17 protein-coding genes are annotated in these 18,046 nt (G+C 66.8%); 5 read left to right on the top strand and 12 right to left on the bottom strand.

Translation table 11 applies throughout. From position 1 onward, the window contains the following. Window positions 1–31 precede the first annotated feature (31 nt). Window positions 32–1,066: a phosphoribosylformylglycinamidine cyclo-ligase gene (gene purM, locus IP90_RS14365; protein ID WP_144900344.1), complete on the bottom strand. Its 1,035-nt coding sequence runs from the start codon at window positions 1,064–1,066 to the stop codon at window positions 32–34. 134 nt (window positions 1,067–1,200) lie between these two features. Between purM and IP90_RS14360 the strand changes: the two genes are divergently transcribed. The 3 genes from IP90_RS14360 to hda are packed head-to-tail and all read left to right on the top strand — an operon-like array spanning window position 1,201 to window position 4,174. After that, on the top strand, window positions 1,201–2,283 hold the full coding sequence (locus IP90_RS14360) for a DUF2066 domain-containing protein (protein WP_144900343.1): 1,083 nt from the start codon (window positions 1,201–1,203) through the stop codon (window positions 2,281–2,283). Next, complete coding sequence (locus tag IP90_RS14355; RefSeq protein WP_144900342.1) at window positions 2,283–3,473, top strand: AI-2E family transporter; 1,191 nt, start codon at window positions 2,283–2,285, stop codon at window positions 3,471–3,473. Before IP90_RS14360 ends, IP90_RS14355 begins: the two co-directional genes overlap by 1 nt. Beyond that, window positions 3,470–4,174, top strand: a complete 705-nt coding sequence (hda, locus tag IP90_RS14350) for a DnaA regulatory inactivator Hda (RefSeq protein WP_144900341.1) — start codon at window positions 3,470–3,472, stop codon at window positions 4,172–4,174. Before IP90_RS14355 ends, hda begins: the two co-directional genes overlap by 4 nt. 132 nt (window positions 4,175–4,306) lie before the next feature. Here hda and IP90_RS14345 read toward each other — a convergent pair whose 3' ends face one another. The 4 genes from IP90_RS14345 to IP90_RS14330 all read right to left on the bottom strand — a co-directional run bounded on the left by IP90_RS14345 (window position 4,307) and on the right by IP90_RS14330 (window position 8,644). After that, on the bottom strand, window positions 4,307–5,119 hold the full coding sequence (locus tag IP90_RS14345) for a nucleotidyltransferase family protein (protein ID WP_144900340.1): 813 nt from the start codon (window positions 5,117–5,119) through the stop codon (window positions 4,307–4,309). Next, the gene (locus IP90_RS14340; RefSeq protein WP_144900339.1) at window positions 5,116–6,150 is read right to left on the bottom strand and encodes an aminoglycoside phosphotransferase family protein; all 1,035 of its coding nucleotides are present in this window, start codon (window positions 6,148–6,150) and stop codon (window positions 5,116–5,118) included. Before IP90_RS14340 ends, IP90_RS14345 begins: the two co-directional genes overlap by 4 nt. 631 nt (window positions 6,151–6,781) lie before the next feature. Next, entirely contained in the window at window positions 6,782–7,048 is a 267-nt protein-coding gene (locus IP90_RS14335) for a GlsB/YeaQ/YmgE family stress response membrane protein (RefSeq protein WP_144900411.1), read from the bottom strand. A 105-nt stretch (window positions 7,049–7,153) separates the two neighbouring features. Next, on the bottom strand, window positions 7,154–8,644 hold the full coding sequence (locus IP90_RS14330; protein WP_144900338.1) for a M20 family metallopeptidase: 1,491 nt from the start codon (window positions 8,642–8,644) through the stop codon (window positions 7,154–7,156). Window positions 8,645–8,846: 202 nt separating this feature from the next. Between IP90_RS14330 and IP90_RS14325 the strand changes: the two genes are divergently transcribed. Next, the gene (locus IP90_RS14325) at window positions 8,847–9,182 is read left to right on the top strand and encodes a ComEA family DNA-binding protein (protein WP_144900337.1); all 336 of its coding nucleotides are present in this window, start codon (window positions 8,847–8,849) and stop codon (window positions 9,180–9,182) included. Window positions 9,183–9,416: 234 nt separating this feature from the next. After that, window positions 9,417–10,016: a HutD/Ves family protein gene (locus tag IP90_RS14320; protein ID WP_144900336.1), complete on the top strand. Its 600-nt coding sequence runs from the start codon at window positions 9,417–9,419 to the stop codon at window positions 10,014–10,016. Between the two features lie 56 nt (window positions 10,017–10,072). On the opposite strand, the gene IP90_RS14315 is transcribed toward IP90_RS14320, so the two are convergent. The 7 genes from IP90_RS14315 to IP90_RS14285 form a co-directional block, all read right to left on the bottom strand. After that, complete coding sequence (locus tag IP90_RS14315; RefSeq protein ID WP_144900335.1) at window positions 10,073–11,722, bottom strand: sulfite reductase subunit alpha; 1,650 nt, start codon at window positions 11,720–11,722, stop codon at window positions 10,073–10,075. Further along, complete coding sequence (locus tag IP90_RS14310; protein WP_425477127.1) at window positions 11,719–12,684, bottom strand: FAD:protein FMN transferase; 966 nt, start codon at window positions 12,682–12,684, stop codon at window positions 11,719–11,721. The genes IP90_RS14315 and IP90_RS14310 overlap by 4 nt, the downstream gene beginning before the upstream one ends. Window positions 12,685–12,767: 83 nt before the next feature. After that, complete coding sequence (locus IP90_RS14305; RefSeq protein WP_144900333.1) at window positions 12,768–13,574, bottom strand: DUF4198 domain-containing protein; 807 nt, start codon at window positions 13,572–13,574, stop codon at window positions 12,768–12,770. Between the two features lie 111 nt (window positions 13,575–13,685). Next, the gene (locus IP90_RS14300; protein WP_144900332.1) at window positions 13,686–14,201 is read right to left on the bottom strand and encodes a DUF2271 domain-containing protein; all 516 of its coding nucleotides are present in this window, start codon (window positions 14,199–14,201) and stop codon (window positions 13,686–13,688) included. 24 nt (window positions 14,202–14,225) lie between these two features. Next, window positions 14,226–14,873 (bottom strand): PepSY-associated TM helix domain-containing protein, encoded by a 648-nt coding sequence (locus IP90_RS14295; RefSeq protein ID WP_144900331.1) that lies wholly within the window; start codon window positions 14,871–14,873, stop codon window positions 14,226–14,228. After that, window positions 14,870–15,556 carry a Fe2+-dependent dioxygenase gene (locus tag IP90_RS14290; protein WP_144900330.1) on the bottom strand — a complete coding sequence of 229 codons (687 nt, stop codon included), beginning with the start codon at window positions 15,554–15,556 and terminating at the stop codon, window positions 14,870–14,872. Before IP90_RS14290 ends, IP90_RS14295 begins: the two co-directional genes overlap by 4 nt. Before the next feature lie 59 nt (window positions 15,557–15,615). Beyond that, on the bottom strand, window positions 15,616–18,012 hold the full coding sequence (locus tag IP90_RS14285) for a TonB-dependent receptor (protein WP_144900329.1): 2,397 nt from the start codon (window positions 18,010–18,012) through the stop codon (window positions 15,616–15,618). Between the last annotated feature and the right edge of the window lie 34 nt (window positions 18,013–18,046).

Raw genomic sequence — 18,046 nt, 5'->3', positions numbered from 1 at the left:
AGCGGGCGGATATCTGACAAGAGTGAAGCCGTCAGGCGATCTTGACGCGTTCATCGCTGCTGGTCGCGACGACTGCACCGATCCTGCGATGCGCCAGGCCGAGCCTGTCGAGGTCGCCTTCGACAGCCGTGGCATCTTCCTGCGCCACCACCAGCACGAAGCCGACGCCGCAGTTGAAGGTCCGCCACATCTCCTCGCGCGGCACCGCACCTTCGCGCTGCAGCCAGTCGAACACCGGCGGCAGCACGATGGCCGACGCTTCGATGTCCAGGCCCAGCCCATCGGGAATCACGCGGATGATGTTCTCGGTCAGCCCACCGCCGGTGATGTGCGCCATTGCGTGCAATTCATGCGTGCCGAGTAGTTCCAGGACCGGCTTGACGTACAACGCGGTCGGCGCCATCAGCGCGTCGATCAGCTTGACGCCGCCGACATCGACATCGTCCGGGCGCCCGGCACGGTCGTAGATACGGCGGATCAGCGAATAGCCGTTGGAATGCGGGCCGCTGGAGGCGATGCCGATCAGCACGTCGCCGGCGCGTACCTTGCTGCCATCGAGGATCTTCGACTTTTCGACCGCCGCCACGCAGAAGCCGGCCAGGTCGTATTCGCCCGGCGGATACATGTCCGGCATCTCGGCGGTCTCGCCGCCGATCAGCGCGCAGCCGGACAGCTCGCAACCCTTGGCGATGCCGCCGACCACGGCCACGGTGGTGTCGACGTCGAGCTTGCCGGTGGCGAAGTAATCGAGGAAGAACAACGGCTCGGCGCCCTGCACCAGCACGTCGTTGACGCACATGCCGACCAGGTCGATGCCGATCGTGTCGTGGCGGTTCAGCTGCTGCGCCAGCTTCAGCTTGGTGCCGACGCCGTCGGTGCCGGACACCAGCACCGGCTCGCGATACTTGCCCGACAGGTCGAACAGCGCGCCGAAGCCGCCCAGGCCGCCCATCACCTCGGGGCGGAAGCTGCGCCTGACCAGCGGTTTGATGCGTTCGACGACTTCGTTGCCCGCATCGATATCGACGCCGGCATCGCGGTAGGTGAGGGGAGTGGGAGTCGTCACGGCTGCTCGCAGGTCGCTGGGACCGCGATTTTAGCAGCGACGGCGTCGATGCCGGGCCGGCCGACATGGACGCCGGAGCGCCACTGCGGCACCATTTCGGTTGACGCAGCGCAGCGACAGGCAGGATAGGGACGATGCATCGAGCAATCCGGTGGGCGTGGACGACGGTTTGGCTGCTGGCCGGCGCGCTGGCGCTGGCGGGCACGGCCTCCGCGCAGCGCGTGGAAGGCGACCGCGCCGGCGCCCAGGGCGTCTACGAGGCCGAAGTGCCGGTCAACAACCAGAGCGAAAGCGCCCGCGACGCGGGCCTGGCGCGCGCGCTGGCGCAGGTACTGGGCAAGCTGTCGGGCGAAGGCAACGTTGCCTCGCGTCCCGGCGTGGGCCAGGAACTGCGCCGCGCCCGCGATTACGTCGAAAGCTACGACTATCGCCAGGACGAAGGTGTCTCGCCCACCGGCGCGCCGACTTTCCGCACCACGCTGATCGCGCGCTTCGACCCGGAGAAGGTCGACGACATGGCTGCGTCGCTGGGCGTGCCGGTGTGGCCGTCGCCGCGACCCAAGCCGGTGCTGTGGCTGGCGATCGACGATGGCAGTGGCCCGCGGCTGGTGGGACTGTCCAAGGCCGATGCAGCGCGCTCCACGCTCGATCGCGCCATCGAACGTGGCTACAAGCTCGGCCTGCCGACCGGCAGCGCCGCGGAACAGGCCGCGGCCGGCGCGATCTGGCGCGGCGATACCGGCGCCATCGCGCGGCTGTCGTCGCGCTACAACCCGCCGATGCAGCTGATCGGCAAGCTCTATCGCGCCCAGGGCGGGAAGAGCGGCTGGATGGTAAACTGGACCTTCGTCGACGGCGGCAAGGTGCTGACGCAGAAATCCGTCGACGGCGCCGATGCACGGCGCGTGCTGGCATCCGGCGCGGACGTGGCGGCTGATGCGCTGTCGCGCAAGTACGCACGCCAGAACGCCGTCGGCCCCGCCGGCACGTATCGCGTCGCGTTCACCGGCGTCGACAGCACCGACGATTTCATCCGCCTGTCGGCCTATCTGCAGAAACTGCCGGTGGTGCGCGCGATCACCCCGGTGCGCGCCACGCCCGGTGCGATCGAATACGACCTGGAGCTGGTGACCGGCATCGCCGGGTTCAAGCGCATGGCGGACGAGGACGTGCTGATCGGCGGCGACGGCGAGCCAGCCACTTTCCTGCTGCGCTGATGAATACCCCCTTGAACGACGCCGCCCTGGCCGAGATCGCGCTGTTCCTCAAGCGCCTGCAATGGGCCTTCGTCATTGTCGGCGCATTGGCAGTAGTGTGGCTGCTGGCGCCGATCCTGACGCCTTTCGTGATGGCCGCATTGCTTGGCTGGCTCGGCGACCCGCTGGTCGACCGGCTGCAGCGCGCCGGGCGTTCGCGCAATGTCGCGGTGACGCTCGTGTTCACGGCGATGGTGCTGCTGGTGCTGCTGGTGGTGGTGCTGCTGGTGCCGGTGATCGAGAGCCAGATCGCCAAGCTGGTCAAGTCGCTGCCGCACTACCGTGACTGGTTCCTGGGCACGGCGCTGCCGTGGCTGGAAGGCCGGACCCGGCTGCAGCTGAGCAGTTGGCTGGATCTGGATCGTCTGGTCGAACTGGTACGCACCCACTGGGAAAAGGCGGGTGGTGCCGCGGCGACGATGCTCGGCTACCTGTCGCGTTCCGGCTTCGCGGTGCTGGCGTGGGTGGCCAACATCGTGCTGCTGCCGGTGCTGACGTTCTTCTTCCTGCGCGACTGGGACGTGTTCATCGATCGCGCTGCCGCATTGGTGCCGCGCAAGCATCTCGCCACCGTTACCCGGCTGGCTAACGAATCCAGCGCCGTGCTCGGTGGTTTCCTGCGCGGTCAGTTCCTGGTGATGGTGATCCTCGGTCTGATGTACGGCGTCGGCCTGTGGCTGGTCGGGCTGGACTTGGGCATCCTGATCGGCATCGTCGCCGGACTGTTCACTTTCGTGCCTTATCTCGGCCCGACCACCGGCGTGGTGTTCGGCGTGATTGCGGCGCTGGTGCAGTACGGCGACTGGAAACATGTGGTCGGCGTGCTGGCGGTGTTCGGCATCGGACAGGTGATCGAGAGCTACTGGCTGACGCCGAAACTGGTCGGCGACCGCATCGGCCTGCATCCGGTCGCGGTGATCTTCGCGGTGCTGGCCGGGGGCAAGCTGTTCGGCTTCCTCGGCATGCTGCTGGCGCTGCCGGTGGCGGCGATCGCCAACGTATTGCTGCACTACGCGCGCGATCGCTATACCCATAGCAGGCTGTACGGCGGCGACCAGCCGGAGATCCTGCTCGACACGCACCTCAGCAACGGCGGCATCATCGTCCCCGACGATAACTCCGGCGGCAACAAGGACGCCGGCCAGGCGTGAGCGCGCAACTGCCGTTGGCGCTGCGCTACTCACCGGACCAGCGTTTCGAGACCTTCGTCGGAGCGCCGGCCGGCGCGATCGCGCTGTTGCAGGCATTCGCCGAACGCCCTTCCGCCGACTGGCTGTATGTCGCGGGGCCGGCCGCGGTCGGCAAGACCCATCTCGCACTGGCGACCTGTGCGGCGACCGAACAGGCCGGGCGTCGCGCGGCCTATCTGCCGCTGGCCGCCGCAGCGGGACGCCTGCGCGAAGCGCTTGAAGCGCTGGAAGGCAACGACGTGATCGCACTGGATGGCATCGGTTCGATTGCCGGCCATCGCGACGACGAGGTCGCGCTGTTCGATTTCCACAATCGCGTGCGCGGGACGGGCGTCAACGTGCTGTACGTCGCCGCGGCCATGCCCGATGTCCTGGCCCTGGACTTGCCGGACCTGCGCTCGCGCCTGTCGCAATGCGCGCGCATCACGCTGGCGCCGCTGGACGACGCAGGCCGGCGCGAAGTATTGCGACTGCGCGCGCAACGACGCGGGCTGGTGCTTGAGGAAGCCGCGCTGGACTGGCTGCTGAAACGCGTCGATCGCGACCTCGGCAGCCTGACCGCGCTGCTGGACCAGCTGGATCGCGCCTCGCTTGCGGCGCAGCGCAAGGTCACGGTGCCGTTCCTGCGCGAAGTACTCGGCTCGTGGCCTGAGGCCTTATAGGGCGGAGCTTGATAGAGCGGAGCTTGCTTCGCTGCTTTGACCCGTCACGTAGCGTGCGTCGTGCGCACGAGCCAATGCATCGTTGTCAGGTCGTGAACACAATGCACGCTACCGCAGCGAAGCAGCTCTGCTTTACAGATCCGGTTTGCCGGCATCCAGCTGCTGGTCGAGTTGCGCGAGGCGTTCCGGCGTGCCGACATCGGTCCAGCGTCCATGATGGTGCTCGCCGGAAACGCCCTGGCGTGCCATCGCCGCGCGCAGCAGCGGCGCCAGCTTGAAGCGCGGCGGCGATTCCTGCGCCGCCGGATCGTCGCCGATCACGCCACGCCAGCCGTCGAACAGCGCGGGACGATAGACGCCGATGCCGGCGAAGGTGAGTTTTCCGGCCGAGGAAGCGGCGCCGGCGAAGAACAGGCTCGAAGCCGGCTGCGCCTTCGCGGTGGATTGCGACGACGTCATTCGTGCCGGTGCGGACGCATCGAGGCCGCGAGCGAAGACCCTGCCATCCGGCGACAGCGAAAAATCGCCCTGCGGATGCTGTGGCGGATTGTCGACCAGCACCAGGTGCGCCTGCCCTTGCGGTTCGCTTGGCAGGCGCGTGAAGTCGTAATCGGTCCAGATGTCGCCGTTGATCGCGATGAAGGGTGTCTCGCCGAGCAACGACAACGCCTGCAGCATGCCGCCGCCGGTCTCCAGTGGCGTGGCGCCTTCGCGGGAGTAGTGGAGCGACAAATCCCAGCGACCGCCATCGCCGAGCACCTGCGGAAACTGCTCGGCCAGCCAGCTGGTGTTGATCACTACGTCGCGCACGCCGATGGCGGCGAGTTTTTCCAGGTGCCAGACGATCAGAGGTTTTCCGCCGGCGGACAGCAATGGCTTCGGCGTGGCGTCGGTGAGCGGTCGCATGCGTTCGCCGAGGCCGGCGGCGAAGATCAGGGCTTTCATGACGCGCTCCCGGGGGCATCGTCATGGGGCGACAGCGCCTGCATCGCCGGGCGAATGTGCGCGTCGAACAGTTCGCGCAGTGGCGCCAGTTCACGATGGCGCGGCAGCACTTCGTCGAGATAGGCGATGAAGCGCGGCGCATCAGGCAGGTATTTCCGCTTGCCGTCGCGATGATGCAGCCGCGCGAAGATGCCGAGGATCTTCAGGTGCCGCTGCACGCCGAGCCAGTCGGCATCGCGCATGAAGGTTTCCAGCGTGGGCACCGGCAGGCCGACTGCCAGCGCACGGGCGTGGTACTGCGCCAGCCAGCCGTCCACGCGCGCCAACGGCCAGCTGACGAAGGCATCCTTGAACAGGCTGACCGGATCGTAGGCGATCGGCCCGCGCACGCAGTCCTGGAAATCCAGTACCGCCGGACCGGGGGACACCGGCATCAGGTTGCGCGGCATGAAATCGCGATGGGTCAGCACGCGCGCCTGCGCCAATGCGTTGTCCATCAGGCGGCGTTGCACCCGTTCGAGCTGGTCCAGGTCTGCACGATCCAGTTGCAGGCCCAGATGCCGGCGCAGGAACCATTCCTCGAACAGCCCCGCATCGCGCTGCAGCAGTGCTTCGCCGAACTCGCCCATTCCGGCGGGCGGCGCGATCAACTGCAGCCGCAGCAGCTGTTCGATGGCGGCGCCGAAGTGGGCATCGGCATTGTCGGCGTCGAGTGCCTGCGCCAGCGTCGGTCCACCCAGGTCCTCGAGCAGCAGGAATCCGGCCTCGACGTCGCGCGCCAGCACCCGCGGCACACGCACGCCACCATTTTCCAGCAGGTCGTGCATGCGCAACCACGGCCGAACGTCTTCGAGGCCGGGCGGCGAGTCCATCACGATGTGGCTGGGCGCGTTGCCGAGCGTGCGCCAGTAACTGCGATGGCCGGCGTCCACCGACGCGCGCTGCAGCACCATGCCGGCGTCGTCCAGCACGCGTCGCGCCCAGCCGAGCCGGGCTTCTTCGCGGTCGATGAAAACGGAAGCTGCGTTCATGCGATTCCCTGCGGCAAGCGCATAGCTTAAACCGGCGCCGGGATCGGACCCGTATTGCACGGCGAGCATGCCCATCACCCAAGCCCGTTACGCGGCCGGCCAACGAGCGCACGGCACAGTGACGGTAATCACCCTACAAGCGAATGGCTCGCAAGGGGCCTTCCTCACCGGTAAGTGGATAGGTTTCGCCCCTGACCCTGGCAAGCTATCGCAAGTGCCGAGCGAGTTGGCAGACCCGGAGGGCGGCGGCCATGGATGGCCGCCGTTTTCCGACCGAGCCAGGATGGCGAGTCGGATAATCCCCGCGAGCTATCACATGCAAACGTTAGCTCTGATCGGGGAAGACCCTTTTCTTTGGTTACTTTCTTTTGGGTCAGCAAAAGAAAGTGACCCGCACGCGAAGTGGGCGGAAGCTTTGCTCTTGCAGAAAAGAGCGGTGGCGCGCCCAGCTCTATAAACGTGCAAAGTCACTGGGTCTTACGACCCCCGGCCATCGCGCACGGCGCGATGGCGCTCTGCTCCGCGCGAGCCAGTGACTCGCAAACACGGCGCCTCGCCCCGCCTTCGCAGTGATGACGACATACAAAGCAACAGCTTGCACAACCGCTCGCAACAGTGGGCTAGAAAGCCCTCAGCGCCCGCGAAACAACCCCACCAACGCCAGAATCGCAATCGCCCCGAATAGCGAAGCGAAGAACCCCGCCGACTGCCCGGGCCCATACCAGCCCATGTACTGGCCGACCAGTCCGGCCACGACCGCGCCGGCAATGCCCAGCAGCGTGGTCAGGATGATGCCCATCCGGTGCCTGCCGGATACGAAGAACCGCGCCAGCACGCCGACCACCAGCCCGATCAGGATGGTGACGAACCAGTGGTTGTTGCCCAGCAGACTCCGCAACTCTTCCATATCCCCTCCACGTGGAAAAAACAGTTCGAACACAGGCAAGGCGCAACCGGCCACGCCAGCGACGGCGTGGCCGGGACTTCAAGGCTATCGGCCGGCTCAGCAGCAACCGTGGTCGCCGTGCTGCTCGCCGCCGGCTACGGCCGCCACGCCCGTGGTCTCGCCGCGCACGCTGGCGGCGTGGTGCTCGGCGATGACCCGGGCCACCGATGCGGTGACGCGCTTGCCCATCGGGATATGCAGGAACTCGTTCGGGCCATGCGCGTTGGAGTGCGGACCAAGCACGCCGGTGATCATGAACTGCGCGCCTGGGAACTTCTCGCCGAGCATGCCCATGAACGGAATCGTGCCGCCTTCGCCCATGTACATCGCCGGTGCCTTGAAGAATTCCAGGCTGGCGGCATCGATCGCTTTTTCCAGCCACGGCGCCATCGCCGGCGCGTTCCAGCCGGTGGAGGCCTTCTCCAGATCCAGCGTCACCTGCGCACCGTTGGGTGGATCGCGCAGCAGCGCTTCCTTGAGCAGTTCGCCGCCGCGCTTGCCATCCAGGGTCGGCGGCAGGCGCAGGCTCAGCTTCACCGACGTCTGCGGTCGCAGCACGTTGCCGGCCGACGACAGCGGCGGCAGGCCGTCGGCACCGGTGACCGACAGCGCCGGTCGCCAAGTGCGGTTGAGCACCAGTTCGGTCAGGTCGTCCGCCATCGGCATCATGCCCGGAAGGAACGGGAATTTGTCGTAGACCGCGGTGCCGAGGACCTGCGCGCATTTCTTCGCCTGTTCGAGACGCGCCGCGGGAATCTCCGCATGCAGGGCATCGACCAGGATGCGGCCGGTGGCCTCGTCCTCGATCCGCGACAGCAGCTGCCGCAGCAGGCGGAAGCTCGACGGCACGATGCCGGACGCATCGCCCGAATGCACGCCTTCCTCCAGCACCTTGACCGTGAAGTTGCCACCGGCCATGCCGCGCAGCGAAGTGGTGCACCACAACTGCTCGTAGTTGCCGCAGCCCGAATCCAGGCACACCACCAGTGACGGCTTGCCGATGCGCCCGGCGAGGTGGTCGACGTAGGCGGGCAGGTCGTAGCTGCCGGATTCCTCGCAGGCCTCGATTAGGATCACGCAGCGCGCATGCGGCACGCCCTGCTGCTGCAGCGCCTGGATCGCGGCCAGCGATCCGAAGATCGCGTAGCCATCGTCGGCGCCGCCGCGGCCGAACAGCTTGTCGCCCTTGAGCACCGGCGTCCACGGGCCAAGGTCATCGTCCCAGCCGGTCATCTCGGGCTGCTTGTCGAGATGGCCGTACAACAGCACGCAATCGTCGCCGGTTTCCTGTCCCGTCGCCGGAATGTCGATGAAGATCAGCGGCGTGCGGCCTTCCAGGCGCACCACTTCCAGCTGCATGCCGGGAATCGACTGTGCCCGCGCCCACGACTCCATCAGTTTGACCGCATCGTCCATGTAGCCGTTCTTGACCCAGTCGGCGTCGAACATCGGCGACTTGTTGGGGATGCGGATGTATTCGACGAGCTGCGGGACGATGTCGTCGTCCCATTTCTCGGCAATGAAGCGGTCGACCTTGCTGGCGTCCACGGCGGGGCCTTTGTCAGGGGAAGACCGATGATTTTAGCGCCGCAGGCGTTAGGTAGGAGTTTTCCTACACGCCCGCGAGGCATATGCCGCCTTGGGTGCGGCCGATCCGACGATAGGACCAGGGCCGGCGGTTGCCGACACTGTCCACACCGGCGGCGCACGCCGGCAAGAACGGAATCCCACCACCTCAAGGAGAATCGACATGAAGTCTTTCAAACTGGTCCTGAACTCGTTGCTGCTGTCGCTGGCGCTGATGGGCAGCGCCCTGGCGGCGGACGAGAAGGTCAACATCAATACCGCCGACGCAGCCACCCTGGATCGCGTGCTGCTCAATGTCGGCGCGTCCAAGGCCGATGCGATCGTCGCCTACCGCAAGCAGAACGGCGTCTTCAAGAGTGCCGATCAGCTGGCCCTGGTCAAGGGCATCGGCCTGAAGACCATCGAGAAGAACCGCGATCGCATCGTGGTCGGCGGCGGCGCACCGGCACGCAAGCCGGCCACGAAGCCAGCCGCTGCCAAATCCGTGGCCAAGCGCTGAGCGGACAAGCACCGCGGGTCGCGCAGGGACGCACGACCCGCCGGTGACGGGGCCGGATGCCCCACCGGAATCTGGCAGGACGCCAGTACAGGGACGTAACGCCGCCCGGCCACACCTGGATGTGTGGTTGGGCGGCTTCTTTTCCGTCTTCGCGAATGCGGCGCGCGCGGGCGATGACGTCATCCCGGGCATGGCCATGGCGCCGCTTCCGGTCGCAGCGGCTAGACTCGCCGCATGCACGACAGCACCGATGCCTCCTGGGTCATTCCAGCCAACGAATACCGCCGCGAGCGCTGGAAGAACGGCGCCGGCTGGACGCGCCAGATCATCCGCGTCCCGGATCACGATGAATGGCAATGGCGGCTGTCGATTGCCGAGATCGAACAGGATGCGCCGTTCTCGGCATTCCCCGGCATCGATCGAGAACTCGTGCTGTTGAGCGGTAACGGCCTGCGCCTGCATTTCGACGATGGCGAGTCGCACACGCTGCTGCCTCCGCACGAACGCCTGCGTTTCAGCGGCGAGCGCGCGATCAGCGGCGAACTGGTCGACGGCCCGACTCACGACTTCAACCTGATGTGGCGACGCGACGCGATCGACGCACAGCTCTGGCATCGTCCCCTGGTCGGGCCGATGGTGATCTTCATCGACCCGGGTACGACCTGGGTGGTGCACCTGCTGGCCGGCGGCGCGCGGTTCGCCGACGATTCCGACCTGCCGTCGCTGGCCGCCGGCGACACGGCCTTCATGCGTGCCGATGCATCGCGGCGCCGGCACGTGCTCGACGGCGGCGGCGAAGCGTTGCTGATCCGTATCCAGCCGCGATCAGGCTGAGTTGTAGCGCGAAGCTGGCTCAGCCTGCGCAACAGGATGGAACTTGAGCAGGCGAGTCAGTAGACGTCGCGGCGATAGCGGCCATCGATGCGCAGGCGCTCGACAGCGTCGTCGCCGAGTACAGCGCGCAGCACGCCGTCCACGCCCGGGGCCATGCCCTGCAGGCTGCCGCACACGTAGATCGCCGCGCCGTCGTCGGTCCATCGGGCCAGTTCATCGCCGGCGGCGGCCAGGGCGTCCTGGACGTAGCGATGGCCGCCTGGGTCCCGCGAGAACGCCAGGTCCAGGCGTTGCAGGAAACCTTGTTCGCGCCAGCGCAGGATCTCGTCGCCGAAGAAGAAATCCCGATCGGCATTGCGTTCGCCGAACAGCAGCCAGTTGCGGTGTGCGCCGGCGGCGATGCGCGCCTTCAGGTGTGCGCGCAGGCCGGCGATGCCGGTGCCGTTGCCGACCAGTATCAGTGGTCGCAACGTCAGGGGAGGATGGAAGTTGGGATTGCCGCGGATGCGCAGCGCGATCGCACTGCCGGGCACGGCGTAGTCGCACAACCAGCCGCTGCCGATGCCGGGACTGCCGTCGGGCCTTAGCATGCGTCGCAGCAGCACCTGCAGGCTGCCGTCCTCGGGCAGCGAGGCGATCGAATATTCGCGGTGCGGCAAGGACTGCAGGCTTCCCACCAGCGTTTGTACATCCAGCCCGATGACATCCGCAGCGGCAGGCAGGTGCGAGCGTGCGAGGACGTCGTCGAGGCGCTCTTCCCGTCCGTCGGTGTCGACGACCGCATCGGGCGCAAGCGCCAGTTCTTCCAGCAATCGGCCCACTGCCGCGGGCGCGTTGCGGGGACCGATTTCGGCGATGTCGCCGGCTTTCCAGTGGGGCGCCGTCGCCGCCGGCGGCGACAGGCTGATGTGGAACGCCGCCGCGCCGGCAGTGCCGGGATTGAGCTGGCGTCGTTCTAACAGGCGCCAGCTGTCGTACGCCGGTGGCGTCCAGTCGGGCAGGTCCGGTTGCTCGGCAAGCAGCGCCAGATGGTGCTGCCAATGGCGCAGCGCGCCTTCGTCGCCATTGTCCACTTCGACCAGGTCGAACAGCGGCTGTGCGCCGCAGTGCCGCAGCCATTCGTCCAGTGCATGACCGAAGCCGCAGAAATGGTCGTACTCGCGATCGCCCAAGGCCAGCACGCCATAACGCAGCGCATGCAGCGACGCGGGATGGCCGAGCACGTCGCGCACGAACGCCAGCGCAGGATCGGGCGCGTCGCCTTCGCCGGTAGTACTGACCAAGAACAGTGCGCGCTCGCTGCCGGCAAGCACGGCGGGATCGAGCCGACCCAGGTCGCACAAGCGAACCGGCAGCCCGGCCTCGCGCAGGTTGCGCGCGCTGCGCTCGGCAAGCTGCTGCGCGAAGCCGGTCTGGCTGGCATAGGCCAGTAGCAGCGGTTTCCCGTTCGCCACGGGATCGGCCGGCATGTTGGTGGTGTTGTCGCGTGCCTGCGGGCGCCGCAGCATCCAGCCGCAGAAACCGGCATAGGCGAGCAGGGTCATGCCCGCGCCCAGCCAGCGTCCACGGCCAGGCGGCACCGCGAACCAGTCGAGGTCGTGCAGCTGCAGGAAAGCCAGTGCCAGCGCGAGCAGTGCCAGCAGCAGTGCGGCGTTGCCGAGGGCGGCGCGGGTCAGCCGCGCCGAACGTGTCGTCGCGATGCTCATGTGTCGAGACGGTCGTCGAATTCGCGAGTGGTCGCGACTTCCATGCCTGACGTGCCGCGAGTGACGAATCGTGCGGCCAGCGCATGCCGTCGCGCGAATGCCAGTCCCGCTTCCGCACCCATCACCGACAGGGCAGTCGCCCAGCCATCAGCATGCATCGCATCGTCGGCGACGACGGTCACGGCGACGGGCGCGCGTTCGAGCGGCCTGCCGCTGCGTGGATCGAGCGTGTGCGCGTACTCGTTGCCGTCATGCCGGTAGCGATGCCAGCGATCGCCAGAGGTAGCGACGGCGCATCCGCACAGGCGCAGTACCTGGGGCTCGCCGGTGTCGTCGCGATCGGGAACGGTTTCGACCAGGACGCGCCAGTCGCTGCCGTCCGGTTTGCGGCCGTAGCCATAGAGCTCACCGCCAACCTCGACTAGCGCACTGTCGATGCCATGTAGTTGCAGGTGCGCTGCGACCAGGTCGACGGCATGGCCCTTGGCGATGGCGGACAAGTCGAGCTGCACCTCGCCAGGCTGCAGCGCCGTACGCGAGTCGTGTCGCAGCGCCAGGCGTTGCCAGCCGATGCGCGCACGGATCGCCGCGATTTTTTCTGCGCACGGAACGCCTTGCCCGCGCCCTCGAGGCCCGAACCCCCAGGCATCGACCAGCGGGCCGATGGTGGGGTCGAACGCGCCTTCGCTGGCCTGCGCGATCTGCAGTGCGCAGGACAGCACTTCGAACAGGGCTTCCGGCAGCGCGACCCAGCTTCCAGGCCGCGCGCGATTGAAGCGGCTGAGGTCGGAATCATCGCGCCAGGTGCTCATCTGCGCGACGACCTTGTCGAGTTGCGACTGGATGCCGTCGTGCAGCGTGTGCAGGCTGGCGCGCGGCGCAACCAGTTTCACGCACCAGGTCGTGCCCATCGTTTCGCCACCGAGCGTGTCGATGCTGGCGGGTGCGGGTGTGGCGTCGATCGCGAAGGTCATCGTGGTCTGCTTCCTCGCCCCGCGGGCGAGCGGGGCGGGGCCGAACTCCCGCCAGGCGGGAGAAGAAAGCGTTACTGCGGCAGCACTTCGAGCGTAGCCACATAGCCGAGGCGACGCTGCTTGGCGCCGGGCACGTTGACCTTGTCGTCCTGCGTGCTGACTTCCAGCCAGTACATACCCGGCTGCGGCCAGGTCACGGCGAACTCGCCGCTGGCGTCGGTCTTCACCTTGATCTCGTCCTGCGCGTTGCGATAGCGCGTGCCGCCGCGGATGATCTCCACGTCCAGGCCCGCCGCAGGCTTGCCGTCGATCTGGAAGCGGAACTTCGCTTCCTCGTTGGCGTACAGGTCGTTGGGATGGGTTACCGGCACCAGTTCGAGGCCGCTGCCGCTGGGCTTGAGCGCGGTGTCGTTGGGCGAGCCGTGGGTGACGAAGGTCTCCACGCGGCTGACTGACTGGCCTACCTGCAGATCCTTCGCGCTCTTCGGCACTTCCGTGGCGAAGGTGGCCGGCGTGCCGCGCCAGCGCTTGGGCTTGCCGTTCTCTTCCCAGCTTGCGGTCGCGTAATCGTTGGTCACGCCAATGCGGTACGTGCCTTGCTGCTTGAGTTCGACGTCGAACACGCTGCGGTACTTGCCGGTCGCCGGGCTGGACGGCTGCAACGGGCTGCCATCGGGAGCGACGATCGCCAGGTTGTCCAGTCGCAGCGGCACGTGGTTGAAGTAGAACAGGTCGTTGGATACCGCCGCGTCGACGGTGATGACCGGATTCTCGCCGGCGATGACCGTCTGCGACGGCAGCAGCCACGCCTTGTGCGCGAGGGCGGAGAGCGGCAACGCCGCCAGCGAGAGGGCGAGTACGACTGCTTTGCGTTTCATCGGGAACTCCAGCGGTGCGAAGAAGGTTTGACGTCAGAAGATGTTCGTGTGGAAGCGTTTCGGCGCGGTCGCCGGGCAGGTGTCGGATCAGCGTCCTTCGCCGCGGAACGATCAGGGTTTGGCGGCCAGCGTCACAGTGCCAAGTTCGCTGCTGCCCTGTGCCTTGCCCGACTGCGACGCCTTGACCGGCCAGGTGAAGGGAATCTTCAGCAGTTCGCGGCCGCCGACTTCGCGCACCGCCTCGACCACCAGCGTGTAGTTTCCGGGCGCCATTTTTGCCAGCTCAGGCTGGCGGTCGTCGAACTTCAGCGCGTGCTTGCCGACCGGGCGCGTGGGACCGGTGACGCCATCCACCGGTACCTTCAGCGTGCGTCCGGAACGGCGCCACCATTGGCGCAGGTCGGGTAACCACTTGGTGCCATGGCCTTCCTTGGTGTCCTTGTTCTGGTACCAGACAGCGAGATTGGCGACGGCTTTCTGGTCGGCGCCTTCGATCCACATCGCCACGTAGGGACGGTGGTATTCGGCGGCATTGATGCGCGGGATCTCGACGTTGATCTCCAGCTCGGCCGCGTATACCGGCATTGCCAGCAGGGTGCCCAGCACGATCGTCAGTTTGGCTCGCATGTCGCTCTCTTCGTCGAATGGAAATCAGTGGATGAACAGCAGCGCCAGCAGCACCGGGACGACGAGGCCCAGCCCGACATAGGGCCAGGTCATGCGTCGTTGCCGCGCGTGCATCTGCAGCAGGAACAGGCCGGTGATGCAGAACACCAGCGTGGCGATCGCGAACACGTCGATGAACCAGCCCCAGGCCGGCCCGGCGTTGCGGCCCTTGTGCAGGTCGTTGAGATAGGAGATCCAGCCGCGGTCGGTACGTTCGAACTCGACCGCACCATCCGCGCGCTGGATGCTGATCCAGGCGTCGCTGCCGGGGCCGGTCATCGACAGGTAGATCTCGTCGGCCGACCATTCCGCATCGCGCGCGCCGACCGCGACCGGCAGTTCGTCGCCGAGCCAGCGTGCGACGGCCGCGGGCAACGGCGCATTGCCTTCGTCATGCCGCTCCAGCGACGCCATCAGTGGCGCCGGCAGGGTCAGCGTGCGGTGGTCGATCCGCGGTTCGGCTTCGATCTTCGAGGCATGGTTGAGAGTGATGCCGGTGATCGCGAACAGCAGCATGCCGACCAGGCATATCGCCGAGCTGATCCAGTGCCACTGGTGCAGCGTGCGCAGCCAGAAGCCACGACGTTGCTGGCCGCCGATGGCTCCCGTCGCGGCGCGCGCGCGTTCGCTCACGGCGTGGCCCAGCGACGCAGCAGGTTGTGGTAGACGCCGGTCAACTGCACCAGGGCGGCATGGTCGGGAACCGACTGCGTGAGCTGGCGGATCGACACGTCCAGTTCGAACATCAGGCGCCGCTGCGCATCCTCGCGCAGCAGGCTCTGGATCCAGAAGAACGACGCCACCCGCTCGCCGCGGGTCACCGGCATGACCTTGTGCAGGCTGGTGCCCGGGTACAGCACCAGGTCGCCGGCCGCCAGCTTGATGCGCTGCGTGCCGTAGGTGTCCTCGATGACCAGTTCGCCACCGTCGTATTCCTCCGGCGCGCTGAGGAACAACGTCGCCGACAGATCGGTGCGCACCGCGTCGCTGCCACCGCGGCTGCGGTCGTAGCGGATCGCGTTGTCGACGTGGTAACCGAACGACTGGCCGCCGGCATAGCGGTTGAACAGCGGCGGATAGATCCGCCTGGGCAACGCGGCCGAGAAGAAGGTGCTGTTGCGCGACAACGCCTCCAGCACCAGCGCGCCAAGCTCGCGCGCAACCGCCGAATCCTCGGGCAGCTGCGCATTGTCCTTGGCCTTCGAGGACTGGTAGCCGGCGGTGATGCGGCCGTCCGCCCAGTCGGCGCCATCCAGCCGGGCGCGGCAATGCGCCACTTGGTCGGCGGTCAGGACATTGGCGATCGGCAGCAGCATGGTGTTTTTTCCGCGGCATGGGCGCGACGATGTTGCCGCGCCCAGGCTGCGATTTTGCCTCAGAACCGGTAGGTGGCCGTCAGCACCGCCGAGCGCGCCTCGCCCGGCGTGGCCCAGCCGTTGTTGCGGATGCGCAGGTAGTACTCCTTGTCCAGCAGGTTGCTGACGTTCAGCTGCAACGCGAGGTTGCGGTTGAACTGATAACCGACCATGGCGCGGTGGGTCCAGTACTCCGGCGTCGTGTACAGCGCGGTCGGCGTGCCGTCGCGCTCCAGGAAGCTGTTGTTGAGGTAGTACTCGCCCTGGTAGGTGGCGCCGTAGCCGAAGGTCCACTGGTCCAGCGTGTAGGTGGTCCACAGGCTGGCCGAATGCCTGGGCGTGTTGGTCAGCGGGTTGCCGCGCTGCGGATCCGGGAACTGCGCGCTGTTGCCGCAGCCGGCCGCGCCCGGGTTGGACAGGCAGTAATCCGACACGCTGCTCAGCACTTCGCTGTCGAGGTAGGTGTAGTTGGCGAACACCGACCACGCGCGGGTGATCTGTCCGGCCGCGCCCAGCGCGATGCCGTCGACGCGTGCACGACCGTCCAGCGACTGCTCGCCGCTGAGGTTGGCCGGATCCGGATCGGCGACGCGATAGTTCTCGCGCTCGTTTCGGAACACCGCCGCGGTCAGCGCCAGTCGGTCGCCAAGCACCTGCCACTTGGTGCCCAGTTCGATGTTCACCGCGCTTTCCGGTTCGACCGAACAGTTCGCCGTGCCGGTGGTGCTGGTCAGCGTGCAGGAACCGTTGACGGTGGCCTTCGACGGCGTCTTCGAGTTGGCATAGGACAGATAGACCGTGCCGTTCTCGGCCGGCTTGTAGACCAGGCCGGCGCGGTAAGAGAACAGGTTGTCCTCGCTCTCGGCGCGTGCGTGGGTGTCCTTGCCGAGATTGGCGCCGATCGAACCGGGCGCGGTGGAAATCGTGTAGGGCGTGGTATCGCCCTGGTTCTGCTCGTAACGGGCGCCGAGGTTGAGCATCCATTGCTCGTTGAACTTGATCGTGTCGAACACGTAGGCGGCCTGGTTGCTGAGTCGCCCGGAAGTCTTGCCGGTCAGCGTGCGGTTGATCGGACCGGTGTAGTACGAGTCGGGATTGAAGATGTCCATGAACGGCAGGTGGTTCGGCGCCGTGAATGGATTACTGCCGTCGGCATTGCGGAACAGGTTGCTGGTGTCGAGATCGAAGGTCTCGCGCGAGAACGACACGCCGGCGACGAGTGCATGTTCGACCGCGCCGGTGGCGAAGCGCGCGGTCAGGTCGGTCTGGCTGATCGCGATGCCGTTGCTGGTGTCGCGCATGTAGCCACGCGGTCCGCTGGGCAGATACTGGCCAGGCGGCACGGTGATCGCGTTGGCGCCGTTACCGGATACGCAGGGGGCGTTGGTCGGCGTGACATTGCCGGACAGGCACCAGGTGCCCTGCACGGCGTCGACGATCGAAACCTGGTCGACTTTCTGGAAACGCGCCAGGCTGCGCAGGCTCAACTGTTCGTTGAAGTCGTGCTCGAAGATGCCGGTGAGCATGTCGACGGTGATGTCCTGCTTGTCGACATTGTGGTAGCCGTAGTAATTGCTGCTGTCGACGCCCGGCAGTGGGCCGTCGTTGTAGGCGTTGCGGTAGTAGGGCACGCCGTACTGCGGGACGTTGTCGTCTTCCTGATGCAGGTAGTTCACGGTGAGGCGCGTGTCGGAGCCGAGGCCGAAGGCCAGCGAGGTCGCCAGGCCCCAGCGTTCGAAGCTTTCGTGATCGCGGCCGGGGACGTCGTTCTGGTGGGCCATCGCATTGACGCGCAATGCGGTGCCATTGCCGAAGTCGGTGTTGCTGTCGGCGGTGATCCGGCCGTAGCTGTCGGTGCCGGCGCCCGCGGTTGTCGTGGTCGCGCTGCCGAGGTGCGCCTGCTTGCTCACCATGTTGATGTTGCCGCCGACCGAACCGGCGCCGGAGAACACCGAGTTGGCGCCGTTGACCAGTTCCAGCGACTCCAGGTTGAAGGTGTCGGTGCGCGTGTACTGTGCGCTGTCCCGGACGCCGTCGGTGGTGATGTCGCCGTTGGCGCTGAAGCCGCGCAGGTTGATGCTGTCGCCGTAGCCGCCGCCGCCTTCGCCCGCGCCGAAGGTGATGCCGGGCAGGTTGCTCAGCACGTCGCGCAGCGACAGCAGGCCCTGCTGGTCCATCGTTTCCTTGGTGACCACGGTGATCGTCTGCGGCGTGTCGTTGAGCGCCTCGGTGTACTTGGGCGACGACGCCTTGGCGATGTACTTGCCTTCGACCTTCACCTTGTCCAGTTCGGTCGGGTCGTGCTGCATGAGGGCAGGCGCTTCGACCGGGTGGGCCTCGACAGCCAGGGCCGGAGAGGAAAGCGCAACAGCAAGCGCGGCCGCCAGTGGAGCGACGGCAAATCGGGAGGGAGTCATTGCAAACCTGTCAGTTCGGGCCGGACGGCCTTGT

The organism is Luteimonas cucumeris (genome assembly GCF_007830035.1).
GTDB classification, from domain to species: Bacteria; Pseudomonadota; Gammaproteobacteria; order Xanthomonadales; family Xanthomonadaceae; genus Luteimonas_C; species Luteimonas_C cucumeris.
This window is presented reverse-complemented; position numbering and strand designations above follow the sequence as displayed.